This is a genomic window from Flavobacteriales bacterium (genome assembly GCA_025210295.1).
Classification (GTDB): domain Bacteria; phylum Bacteroidota; class Bacteroidia; order Flavobacteriales_D; family Parvicellaceae; genus S010-51.
Genome location: JAOASC010000046.1, coordinates 212,428 through 225,176 on the forward strand (window position 1 = coordinate 212,428; position 12,749 = coordinate 225,176).

Consider the following 12,749-nt stretch of genomic DNA (forward strand, 5'->3'; position numbering starts at 1 on the left):
TATGAAAACAGCAATAATAAAAGACATGTTAGGTAGGAATGTAAAACTTACAACTCCTCCCAAACGAATCATCAGCTTAGTCCCGTCACTTACTGAATTGCTTTATGATCTGGATTTAGATGAACAAGTTGTTGGCATTACAAAATTTTGTATTAAACCTAATTCTTGGTTCAGATCAAAAACAAGAATTGGAGGAACCAAATCTGTTGATTTTAAAAAAATAAAACAGTTAGCTCCAGATTTAATCATTGCTAATAAAGAGGAAAACACCAAAGAAGAAATCGAACAGCTATCGAAACTATATAATGTTTGGATTAGTGACATTAACAGTTATAGAGAGGCTTTAATTGCTATCCAAACTCTGGCTTCTATTTGTGATAAAACTGAAAAAGGACAACAACTCATCCAGCAAATAGAAGAAAAAAGAAAAACGTATTTAGCTCCTCCTTTGCCTCCAAAATCTGTTTTATATTTGATTTGGAAAAACCCCTATATGGCAACTGGAACCTCCACATACATCGATGACATTCTTAAATTATTGGGATACCAAAACTGCTTCCTGAAAGAACGCTACCAAGCAATCACAATTGATGAAATAAAAGCATTGAATCCTGATTTAATATTCTTTTCGAGTGAGCCCTACCCTTTTAAAACAAAAGACTTTCATGAACTTCAGACCCAACTTCCCGACACAGTTTGTAGGCTTGTAGATGGCGAATTAATGAGTTGGTATGGTTCTAGACTCTTACACACCTTTAGTGACTCTATTTTTATCGATTAAAAACATTGGGAAATAAGATTCTCGATTATTTTCCGTTATTTTAATACCACACTTATATTAGACCTCTGAGAGCTAGCATTAACATATTAACTGCATTTGGAATCCTTTATTTTTTAGGACTACCTACTTTATTCGCTCAAGGCAGTCTAACTAATAAAAAACTCATTACAAATGACAGTATTTTTACCTTAGACACTTTAAGTATTTCACCTTTTAATTTTTCGATACAATCCAACCACCCTAATTTTAACACTTCCGACTATGAAATCGACTATGGTAAAGCTCAACTCAAATGGTTCCCAGATCGAATAGACACCCTTCAAATTTCTTATAGAACTCTTGCGATCAAACTAGACCAAATTTACTACCACAAAGACACTAATCTTCTCCAAAACGCTCAAGAAGAGACCTACACTCCTGTAAAATATAGTATTACCCCCTCAACTACTGATTTATTTGGAAACAAGACCTTAAACAAATCAGGAAGTTTATCACGTGGTGTTTTATTCGGTTCAGCACAAGACCTTTCACTCAACTCTAATTTAAACCTTCAACTATCTGGACAGATCAATAAAGACATTGAAATATTAGCTTCTATAACCGATGATAACCTACCTATTCAACCAGAAGGAAACACCCAGCAACTCAACGACTTTGATCAGGTATATATTCAACTCTTTTCAAAAGATAATTGGAAACTTCAAGCCGGTGATTTTTGGCTAAAAAAACCTAAAGGTTATTTTATTAACTACAACAAAAGGGCACAAGGAGCTTCTTTTTATAAAAAGACAACTTTATTACACCAAAAAAAACGATTTGAATTTAAAAACACAGCTTCTATGGCTATTTCTAAAGGAAAGTTTTCTAGAAACGTTATCCAAGGAGTAGAGGGAAACCAAGGGCCTTATCGATTAACTGGAGCTGACAATGAGCAATTCATTTTAATTTTGAGTGGTACTGAAAAAGTTTATATTGATGGACAATTGCTAACAAGAGGAACAGCATACGACTACACTATTGATTATAATACAGCTGAAGTTACTTTTACCACCAACCAAATTATTACCAAAGACAAAAGAATTATTGTAGAGTTTCAATACTCAGACAAAAACTATGCTCGTTCGATTGTTGAATCGAGCAATTATTTTAAAGGAACACGTGCCGATTGGTATCTCAACGTATATTCAGAGCAGGATGCTAAAAACCAACCATTACAACAAGATTTAACGACAGAAGAACGTTCTTATTTAAGTTCTATTGGAGATGACTTAACCCAAGCTTACTTCCCCAGTTTTGATTCTATTGAATTTAACACCAATCAGGTTCTTTACAAAAGAATAGACAGCTTAGGTTACACCATTTATGTCCAATCTGACCATCCTGACAGTGCTTTTTACCAACTCTCATTTTCTAAAATAACAGGAGGAGGAGATTACACCCTAAATGGATTTAACGCTTTTGGAAAAATATATCAGTGGGTAGCTCCTGATACTGTCAACAACACTCTAGTTCACAATGGAGAATATGCTCCAGTTCGAACCTTAATTACACCTCAAAAAAAGCAACTATTTGCAATTGGGACGAAACAAAATATCAATCAAAATACAAAGCTAAATTTTGAAGCTGCTTTGAGCAATCAAGACATCAACACCTTTTCTAACCTTGACCAATCTGACAATTCTGGATTAGGGTTTAATTTTAACCTTCAAAACAAACAAGACAGTCTTATCAAAAACTGGAGCCTTATCTCAAGTGTTAAAGCCGAATTAATAACCGAACACTTTAAGTCCATAGAGCGCTATAGAGATATTGAGTTTACAAGAGATTGGAATATACAAAACAGTGCGGTTTCCACTACTGCCATGCAAACCTTAGCTAAAGGTGAGGTTCGTTTACAGAAAGGGAAAGATTTTTTTGCTTTTAGGACAAATACGTTTCAGATAGATAATAATTATGAGGGCTACAAAAATGACTTTCTTATTGATTTAAACAGCGACATAAACATCCTATTTAATGGAAGTTATTTGCAATCAAAAAGCATTGAAAACACTTCTTTTTTACGTCATAACAGTACCATTTCGAAGCATCTTAAAGGCATAAAAATTAGCTTTAATGACATTCATGAATTAAACAAAAAAATCATTGCAGATAGCCTTTCCAATACTAGCTATCAATTTTACGACTGGAAAACATCCATTGCCACACTAGATAGCAACAATGCAAGAATAGAAGTCTTTTATGGTGAACGTTATGACAAAAATGGTTCCGAGAACCAATTGAAATCGACAACTTTTGCAAGAAACCCAGGGATAAAAGTTAATTATAAATTTTCCCCTAACCATTTACTAAGATGGACAACTACGTATAGAATGCTTAGCATAAAAGATTCCAACCTGACCAATAACACTCCAGAAAACACGCTACTTAATCGAATCAATCACAAAATCAAATTATTAAATGGTGGACTTACTTTTACTACATTTTATGAAATCGGTAGTGGACTTGAACTCAAAAAGGAGTTTAGCTATATCGAGGTTATCGCAGGTCAAGGTGTATATACGTGGATTGACTACAACAATGACGGAATAAAGGATATCAACGAGTTTGAAACAGCTGTTTTTTCAGACCAAGCTAATTATATCAGAGTATTTACTCCATCTCAAGAATATATCAAAACCTTTAACAACAGTTTTAATGAAGTGGTCACAATCAACCCTAGGTATTTTCTTAAAAAGAAAACAGCACTAAACAAATTCATCAATCGATTGAGCACGCAAACAGCACTAAGAACCAATAGAAAAACGACCCTCAACAACATACAAGAAATAGCTAATCCTTTTGCAGAGGATATTGCTGACTCTAGTTTGCAAACCCTAAATAATTCCTTTAGAAATTCTATTTACTTTAATCGAAGTAACCCTGTTTTTGGGATAGAGCATACTTACCTTATTAGTCAAAACAAAACCTTATTAGCCAATGGTTTTGATGCTAGAAGTAGGACGAACAACGCGATTAATACGAGGTGGAATATTACAAAATCTTTTTTACTACAGGTAAAAGGTGAATTGGAGACCAAAACATCTATTGTTGAATATGCCAACAACCGTAATTACCTCATTGCCATTCAACAAACTGAAGGTAAAATATCTTATCAACCTTCAACTAAATTTAGACTTTCTTTAATTGCTAAGTATAAAGATAAACGTAACCAATTAGCTACAGCAGGAGAAAAAGCTTTTATTAACGATTATGGTGTAGAACTCAAATACAACCAACTTCGAAAAGGTATTCTTACCGCAGCATTTAACTACGTCAACAACATCTATTTTGGTGAAGAAAATAGTACGATTGCCTTTGAAATGCTAGAAGCATTACAACCTGGAATAAACTATACCTGGAATTGTTCTATTCAACGTACATTGGCCAACAACTTACAATTAACCTTAAACTATACTGGACGAAACAGCGTCACTTCTAAAACCATTCATACTGGAGGTGTTCAAGTTAGAGCGTTTTTTTAAACACATCACTTTGCCATACGTAAAATAAGCAACAAGCAATCTTAACACTCCAATCGTCCCCCCCTTTCTATTTTATAGTTTAGAAATTACTTTACAATAAAAAGAATAATTATCTTCACTAAAAAAAATAATGACAAAACTTAAAACCCTTATTCCTTTTCTTGTAATCTTTAACTATAGCTGTTCAGAGACTGCACCAAAAATAGAAACGCCCCAACAGCAGGATAAGCATGAAGATTCAGTTATGCAATCAAAAACAGATGGGCATAACACTACTAATAAGACATCCGAATATCTTTTAGACGCGTTACTTTCTTATAATTCCGAAGCGGAACTAATTGAGAAATTTGGTCAAGAGAATGTAACTAGAAACACGCAATATTATCCAGAAGGAATGGGAGAATATGTTTCAACTGCGCTTTACGAAAACACTCCTAATGAAGTTATTTTTAGTTGGTCAGATGACACCTTAAATTTTCAAGGCTTACTTACAATTAAAGTTAGTAAACAAAACTCGCCATGGTCGACTCAAAAAGGACTCCACATTGGAACTACATTAAAAGAACTCGAAAAAATTAATGGCAAAGCATTTACTTTTTATGGTTTTGAATGGGATTATGCGGGAAGTGTCAATTGGGAAGGCGGAATACTGGATGATAGAAAAACATTTTGTACTCTCGCTTATATTTATGACTACAACGACCCTAATCTTGTGTTACCAAAAGCTTATGAAGCCTTAATCGGAGACCAAGAAATAGCTAGCTCTGATAAAAATGCGCAAGCAGTTAATATTACGGTTAGTGAAATTACTTTAGCAAAGTAAATCAATTAGTTATTGTTGCTTCCTCCACGTTTATACTTCAATTGCATACCCATCAGGAAGTTTCTTAAAACTTGGTCTTTACATAAGCGATAATGTTGATGACCAGGTTTTCTAAAAAATGCACTTAATTCTGATTTCCCTAGCCTAAAGTCGGCTAAATCCAAGAGGGATAAAATATCTGTATCTTTTAAATTAAGAGCTATTTTCAATTTTCTTAAAATAAGATTATTATTCAAGTTCTTTTCAGGCTTTGGTTGTTCCCCCTCTCTTTTCCCTCTTCTCAGGTTGATAAAACCATTTAAAAAAGTAGCTAATTGCTTATCATTTAAATTTTCAAACTCTTCGTGCTCATCTTTTTTTAACCATTTAGTAACTTGAGCTCGCTCAACCTCTACATCTGCTAATTTAAAAATAGACACGATTTTATCATCATTAAAATCGAAAGTATATCTTACCTTACGTAAAACGGCATTATTGTTCATTATACTCCTTGTTCTTTAAGAATTTTCTCTCTTCTAAACACCTTTACATCTTCATCGACCATTTCGTGTACTAAATCTACTAACTCGTAATTGTGCTTCCATCCTAATTCTTGTTGTGCCTTAGTAGGATCTCCAATTAATAAATCTACTTCTGTTGGTCTAAAATATTTAGGGTCTACCTCCACTAAGATATTTCCTGTTTTTGTATCAATACCTTTTTCATTAACTCCTTCACCTTCCCATCTTAAGGAAATCCCTACTCTTTCAAATGCTAAATCAACAAAATGACGTACGGTATTGGTTACTCCTGTCGCTAAGACATAATCATCGGGATTTTCTTGTTGTAACATTAGCCACATTCCCTCTATATAATCTTTAGCATGCCCCCAATCTCTTTGTGCATCTAAATTCCCTAAATACAATTTTGACTGCATTCCTAAAGATATTTGAGCCACAGCCCTAGTAATTTTTCTCGTCACAAAAGTTTCCCCTCTCAATGGGCTTTCATGGTTAAATAAAATCCCATTGCACCCATAAATTCCATAAGCTTCACGATAATTCTTTACAATCCAAAAAGCATATAATTTGGCTACGGCATAAGGGCTACGTGGATAAAATGGTGTTTTTTCTGATTGTGGAACTTCTTGTACTTTCCCATACAATTCGGATGTTGAAGCTTGGTAAAATTTGGTTTTCTGTGTTAAGCCCAATATTCGAATAGCCTCTAAAATTCTTAATGTTCCTAACGCATCAGAGTCAGCAGTATATTCTGGGACCTCAAACGAAACTTGAACATGTGACTGTGCTGCTAAATTGTATATTTCATCTGGTTGAACTTCTTGAATGATTCGAATTAAATTCGTTGAATCTGTTAAGTCTCCATAATGCAATACAAAGTTCACATTTTCCTCATGTAAGTCTTTATACAGGTGATCAATACGAGCAGTATTAAACAAAGATGCTCTTCGTTTTACACCATGAACTTCATATCCTTTATTTAATAAAAACTCTGCTAAATAAGCACCGTCTTGACCAGTTACCCCTGTTATTAAAGCTTTTTTCATAGAAATTAATTTTTTAGAGCGGTAGCAAAAGTAAGCTATAAATAGCTAATTACAAATCTATTTCACAGTAAAACCGTTATTCTTCAGGTTCTTTCGGTTATAAACCATTTCTTTCCCTGTTGATAGATCAATGAATTGCTTCCCTATTTCATTCATTAATACTTGACCAGCCGCAGTATCCCACTCCATAGTGGGGTTAAAACGCGTATACTCATCGGCATGACCTTTGGCTATTTCGCAAAACTTGACGGAACTCCCAACAATTTTAACTTCTAGATTAGGATGCTTGCTTCTTAATTGTTTGAGGTACGCATCTAATTTAGCATCTGGATGTGATCGACTTTTCACAAAGATATAGTTTGACCGTTCTGTTTGAAGTGGCAAGCTGACTGTTTGAGCTCCAGTTAACAAAAAAGCTCCCTTACCTTTTATAGCATAATAAACTTCTTTTTTGACAGGAATATATATTAGTCCAAAGACTGGTAATTGTTGGGTAACCAGCGCAATATTAATTGCAAAATCTTCTTCTTTATTGATAAATTCTTTGGTTCCATCTAATGGATCAACCACCCACAATAGCGATAAATCTTTCCTACTTTCATAACTTCCAAAATCTTCTTCCTCACTCAAAATAGGCACTCCTGTTTTTTGTAAATAGGTTTGAATAGTTTGGTTAGAAACCAAATCTGCTGTAGTTACTGGAGATTCATCTTTTTTGGTATAAACTTCATAGTCTGAATGAAAAATTTTCAGTACTTCCTCTCCCGCTTTTACCGCTGCCTCTATTGCAATATCAACCCATGCTTGTTTTACCATCTAAACGCTCTTTTATTTTATCTGCCACTCTAAATGAATTGGCATAAATCGTGAATGTAAATGTTGTACTCCCACCAGTAGGCATAAAACTTCCATCTGTTACATACAAGTTATCGACTTCATGTGCTTTACAGTTTTTATCCAACACCGAAGTCTTTGGGTCTTCCCCAAATCGACATCCACCAGCTTGCAAATTGGAAGGAGGCGTTCCTGAAACGCTACTTTTCACTTCATAAGCTCCCATTTGACTTAAGATTTCTTTAGTCTTTTCAGCGATATACTCCCCTACTTTTAAATCATATTTATTGTATCCCAAACGTACTTTAGCAACAGGATCTCCCCACTTATCCTTTTCTTTTTCATCTAGTGTAACAAAGCAATCATCGTTAGGTGTCCAATCTACAAAGATTTCAAAATTGAGTTTTCTTCTTTTTGTAAAATGGGTCAGTAATTTTTCTTTTAAAGCACTACCAAAAACCAAATTTCTGTTATCATCGTATTTTTGATTGAAAGCTTTTGTAATGCCATTGGCGTGTTCAAAAACAAAGTCAACTGTTCCTCCTTTTACTTTATTTTCAAAGCTTTCATCTTCTATTTCATACCAATGTTGTGTTGCTCGATTTACCCAAAGCCCCGTTTGTTTAAATGCTTTTGAATCTTTTTCGGAAAGGCTATCATAATCTATTAAACCTGAACCTGTTCCTCCTGCTGAAAAAACTAAGTTCTTTCCTACTTGTCCGTTATTATTCCCTAATCCATTGGGGAAATTTTGGCTCTTACTCATCAACAATAAACGCGCGCTCTCTATTGCTTGTGCTGCTACCACTGTTATTTGAGCTTCAACAAATACTTTTCCACCTTTTAAATCATAATAGTGAACTTTTTTCACTTCTCTATTTTCCTCTTCTAACCGAAATACTTTGGCATTGGGGATTATAGTACAGTTCCCGGTTTCAAGGGCTTGATTCAACAATGCTACTCTTGAGCTTCCTTTAGCATCAGAGTTACAACCATAACTTCCGCAATAGTTGGAATAAAAACACCCGTTTCTTCCTTCTTTTGGTCTTGAAAGCACACCTCTAGGTGTTGGAAAAGTCTCCACTCCTAATCTTGCTGCTGCTTGATCAATCCATGATGCTACAATATTTTCTTCTAGTGGAGGAAAGGGAAAATCAGGAGTTGAACGAGGCTCTAAAAATTGGTGAGGAATTACTTTACCAGAAACTCCTATAACCTCTTCCACCTTGGTATAATAAGGCTCTAGATCTTTATAAGTAATTGGCCAATCGACAACATTACCTCCTGCGATTGTTCCATAATTAGATTTCAACTTAAAATCTTTGGGTTTCATTCGATGAAAATAGGCACTCATTAAATTGGAAGAACCACCTACCATGCTTCCATTCCAGAAGTTAACTCCTGTTATACGTGTTGACTTTGCCTTCCATCCTTTTTCAGAACTACCTCGTTCCAATACTGTACACTCATCCATCAACCTTGGGGTATAGACATCTCTTCGCGTTGCCACCATTTCATCTTTGGCTAAATCTGCAGTTTTAAACCAAGGTCCTTTTTCTAAAACAACAACTTGATAGCCGGCTTTAGACAACTCATAAGCTACAGGTCCTGCACCTGCTCCGCTTCCCACTATACAAACATCATACTTCATCCCTAATGGTTTTTAAAACTGTTGGATAACGATATTTTTCTTTTGAACGCGGAGTACCTGGATTATGATTGAGCCAATCCCACCCCACTTGATCAACATTTCCTCCATAACAAGGATCGGTAAGCAGTGCTTCAAAAATCATTGTTATGAGTTTACTAACCCACAATTTTGTCTTTTTCTTTTTGGCCAACAATTCAACTGTTCGGTATTGAATATCAGGAGACAAGTCAAGAAAGGGCTGATTAAATAACTTTAATGCTTCTTGGTTGGCCCAATCTGCTCCTAACGAAAAGAATTTTCGCTCATAAGGCTCTATTAATTCATCTTGGAGATACCATAATAAGTAGGGAAAAGCATTGATGGAGTCAACACTTGGACCATTTCCATCATTAGGGAATAAAATATTTTGAACGACCTGAATAATTTCAGCTTGCTGGTTCGACATTAATGGACTAAACTGCTGCTCTTCTCCCTCCTTTTGATCGTCGGCAATAGAACAAGCTAGCAATTGTGTTGAAATGCCAAGCAGTGCTAACGTTCTTAGGAACTCTCCTCTAGAAAATTGCCATTGAGACATTCGTGCTCTGCTGACGCTTTCTATTTCATTTTTCCTTATCATTATCTTAATCTAGTCTATAAAGTTAATGAAAAACAAAAAGCCACTCCTAAGGAGTGGCTTTTTATATAAAATTTATTTTGGAATAAATCTTAGTGTCCAGCGTGCTCTTCAACATGCTCTTCAACGTGAGCAGCAGCTTCTTCAGCAGCTTCCTCAACGTGCTCAGCAGCCTCAGCAGCAGCACCTTCAGCACATTTACCTTCTTCACATTTGTGCTCTTCAGCGTGAGCTTCAGCTTCTTCAGCAGCAGCTTCAACTTCAGCTTCCATATCAGCAGCAGCCTCATCTAAAGCAGCATTAGCTTTTGCTTCCATTTCAGCAGCTAACTTTTCAGCTTCCTCAGCAGTCATTCCACCACCACAGTTAGTCATTGAGAATGATACAGTTCCTAAAGCTAAGATAAATCCGATTTTTCTTAAATTCTTTTTCATTTTAAAAATTGTTAATTGGTTAAGTAAGGGACAAAAATAATCTTTATTTCTGAAAATCAAATGTTTTTTCAAAAAAATCAATAAACTAGGCGATTAATAACCACTTCCTGCCCCTGAAATATGCTCAATTGGATGCCAAGTTGTTTTTGTTTCCTGAAAATCTAAGATAGCGTAAGGAGATTCATTTTCATCTTTATTCCAATCTTTCACTGCTTTATCGACAACACGTTTAAGGTTAACGATCGCCTCTTCCTGAATTGCCTTTAATTCCTTTTGGTCATTTCCGCAATACAACAAAGCATTAACATCTTTATGTGTTGAAAAATGTGGCAACAATTCTTTTCTATTTCCTGTTAAAATATTTACAACTCCTCCAGGCACGTCAGATGTTGCTAACACCTCTGAAAATGTAACTGCACATAACGGTTTACTTTCTGAAGCTAAAACAACACAAGTATTTCCTCCTGCTATAATTGGAGCGATTTGAGAAACCAATCCAATCAATCCATTTTCTTCTGGTGCAAAAACAGCAACAACTCCAGTTGGTTCTGGAACAGAAAAGTTAAAATGACTGGAAGCTACAGGGTTTACAGCACTGTATACTTGCGTATACTTATCGCACCATCCTGCATAATAAATCAAACGATCAATAGCTACTTCAACTTCTTTTGTTGCCTGTGCTTTAGTACTTCCTTGTATCATTAACTCCTCAACAAACTGTGCCTTTCTTCCTTCAAGGACCTCAGCAATTCGATAAAGGATTTGACTTTTGTTGTAGGCTGTACGCGCTCCCCATGCTCCTTGCGCTCCTCTGGCTGCCACTACGGAATTTCTAAAGTCTTTTCGAGATGATTGACAAATATTCCCAATCGCCTTTCCGTTTACTTGTGGTTGGTAATAACGTCCTGACTCTGTTCTAGGAAATTTACCTCCTATATATATTTTATATGTTTTCAAAACTTCTATTCTTGACATATTTTTCTTGACTAAAAGATCGCTATACTATAAATTCAAGCCATTCTGATTCTCTTGTTTAAAGACTTGTCCTAGCTATATTTTGCGATCCAATTGATTATTTTAGTTAAACTTTACATAAGGCTCTAATCCTTGCACTCCTCCTTCACGACCGTGACCACTTTCTTTATATCCTCCAAATGGAGAGGTAGGATCAAATTTATTATAGGTATTTGCCCATACTACACCAGCTTTTAGTTTAGAAGTTAAGTTAAAAACTTTAGATCCTTTATCAGACCACACCCCAGCAGACAATCCATAAGGCGTATTATTCGCTTTTGCGATAACCTCATCTACCGTTCTAAAAGTTTGAATTGCTAAAACAGGTCCAAAAATCTCTTCTTGCGCTAAACGACTTGACTGTGCGACATTAGTAAATAGTGTTGGTTTACACCAATATCCTTTTTTAGGGGTTGAACAAGCAGGTTGATAAAACTCTGCCCCTTCATCCTTTCCTATTTTGATATAATTATTGATAACATCTAATTGCTTTTTTGAGTTAATCGCTCCAACATCTGTATTTTTATCGAGTGGATCTCCTACAACTAAATTTGCCATTCTATCTTTCAATTTACGCATCACAACATCGTAAACAGACTCTTGGATAAACAAACGTGAACCAGCACAACAAACATGTCCTTGATTAAAGAATATTCCATTGATCACCCCTTCTACAGCTTGATCAAGAGGAGCATCTTCAAAAATAATATTAGCCGCTTTACCACCGAGTTCCATTGTTGACTTTTTACTCGTTCCAGCAATAGCTTTCATGATAATTTTTCCCACTCCAGTAGAACCTGTAAATGCGACTTTGTCGATATCTGGATGTTCTACCATCATCGCACCTGTTTTACCATACCCAGTTACGATATTAACCACACCGTCAGGTAAACCAGCATCTTGGATTAACTCTGCTAATTTTAACGCTGTGAGTGGCGTTGTTTCTGCAGGCTTTAAGACTACGGTATTTCCAGCTGCTAAAGCTGGCGCTATTTTCCAAGCGACCATTAACATTGGAAAATTCCAAGGAGTAATTTGAGCAGCAACCCCCAATGCTTTTGGTTTTCTATTGGGGAATGCATATTCTAATTTATCGGCCCAACCTGCATAGTAAAAGAAATGCGCTGCAGCTAATGGTACGTCTACATCTCTAGACTCTCTAATTGGTTTTCCTCCATCTAATGATTCAATAACAGCAAATTCTCTAGCTCTTTCTTGAATCAAACGGGCTATACGATAAATATACTTTCCTCTTTCTTTTCCAGACAGCTTCGACCAAACTTCATTATAGGCCTTTCTAGCCGCTTTCACCGCCAAATCAACATCTTTTTCGTTGGCCTCAGCGACCTCAGCCAATAATTCTTCATTAGAAGGGTTGACTGTTTTAAAATATTTTCCTGATTTCGGCTTTACCCATTTTCCTCCAATAAACAGGTCATATTTTTTTTTCATCTGAATATGAGCTGTACTTTCTGGAGCTGGAGCAAACTCCCAACCTGAATTTAAATCTAATTTATTTTCTTTCATTA

At 35.6% G+C, this 12,749-nt stretch carries 11 protein-coding genes; 3 read left to right on the top strand and 8 right to left on the bottom strand.

Features of this window, described 5'->3' with window-relative positions; genetic code table 11:
• Nucleotide 1: 1 nt before the first annotated feature.
• The 3 genes from N4A35_14730 to N4A35_14740 all read left to right on the top strand — a co-directional run bounded on the left by N4A35_14730 (nt 2) and on the right by N4A35_14740 (nt 5,125).
• Entirely contained in the window at nt 2–781 is a 780-nt protein-coding gene (locus N4A35_14730; GenBank protein MCT4582670.1) for a helical backbone metal receptor, read from the top strand.
• 839 nt (nt 782–1,620) lie between these two features.
• A complete protein-coding gene (locus N4A35_14735; protein ID MCT4582671.1) occupies nt 1,621–4,302 on the top strand; it encodes a hypothetical protein in 2,682 nt (893 codons plus the stop codon).
• Between the two features lie 130 nt (nt 4,303–4,432).
• Nucleotides 4,433–5,125, top strand: coding sequence for a hypothetical protein (locus N4A35_14740; protein ID MCT4582672.1), 693 nt, complete (start codon nt 4,433–4,435; stop codon nt 5,123–5,125).
• Nucleotides 5,126–5,130: 5 nt separating this feature from the next.
• On the opposite strand, the gene N4A35_14745 is transcribed toward N4A35_14740, so the two are convergent.
• From N4A35_14745 to N4A35_14780, 8 genes are all read right to left on the bottom strand, one after another.
• Nucleotides 5,131–5,607 (bottom strand): DUF1456 family protein, encoded by a 477-nt coding sequence (locus tag N4A35_14745; GenBank protein MCT4582673.1) that lies wholly within the window; start codon nt 5,605–5,607, stop codon nt 5,131–5,133.
• Nucleotides 5,607–6,671 (bottom strand): GDP-mannose 4,6-dehydratase, encoded by a 1,065-nt coding sequence (gmd, locus tag N4A35_14750; protein ID MCT4582674.1) that lies wholly within the window; start codon nt 6,669–6,671, stop codon nt 5,607–5,609. Before gmd ends, N4A35_14745 begins: the two co-directional genes overlap by 1 nt.
• Nucleotides 6,672–6,728: 57 nt before the next feature.
• A complete protein-coding gene (locus N4A35_14755) occupies nt 6,729–7,487 on the bottom strand; it encodes a 3'(2'),5'-bisphosphate nucleotidase CysQ (GenBank protein MCT4582675.1) in 759 nt (252 codons plus the stop codon).
• The gene (locus tag N4A35_14760) at nt 7,465–9,156 is read right to left on the bottom strand and encodes a GMC family oxidoreductase (GenBank protein ID MCT4582676.1); all 1,692 of its coding nucleotides are present in this window, start codon (nt 9,154–9,156) and stop codon (nt 7,465–7,467) included. The genes N4A35_14755 and N4A35_14760 overlap by 23 nt, the downstream gene beginning before the upstream one ends.
• A complete protein-coding gene (locus N4A35_14765; GenBank protein MCT4582677.1) occupies nt 9,146–9,775 on the bottom strand; it encodes a gluconate 2-dehydrogenase subunit 3 family protein in 630 nt (209 codons plus the stop codon). The genes N4A35_14760 and N4A35_14765 overlap by 11 nt, the downstream gene beginning before the upstream one ends.
• A gap of 89 nt (nt 9,776–9,864) precedes the next feature.
• Nucleotides 9,865–10,206, bottom strand: a complete 342-nt coding sequence (locus N4A35_14770; GenBank protein ID MCT4582678.1) for a hypothetical protein — start codon at nt 10,204–10,206, stop codon at nt 9,865–9,867.
• A 93-nt stretch (nt 10,207–10,299) separates the two neighbouring features.
• On the bottom strand, nt 10,300–11,181 hold the full coding sequence (locus N4A35_14775) for an aldehyde dehydrogenase family protein (protein ID MCT4582679.1): 882 nt from the start codon (nt 11,179–11,181) through the stop codon (nt 10,300–10,302).
• A 102-nt stretch (nt 11,182–11,283) separates the two neighbouring features.
• Nucleotides 11,284–12,747, bottom strand: coding sequence for an aldehyde dehydrogenase family protein (locus N4A35_14780; GenBank protein ID MCT4582680.1), 1,464 nt, complete (start codon nt 12,745–12,747; stop codon nt 11,284–11,286).
• Nucleotides 12,748–12,749: the final 2 nt, after the last annotated feature.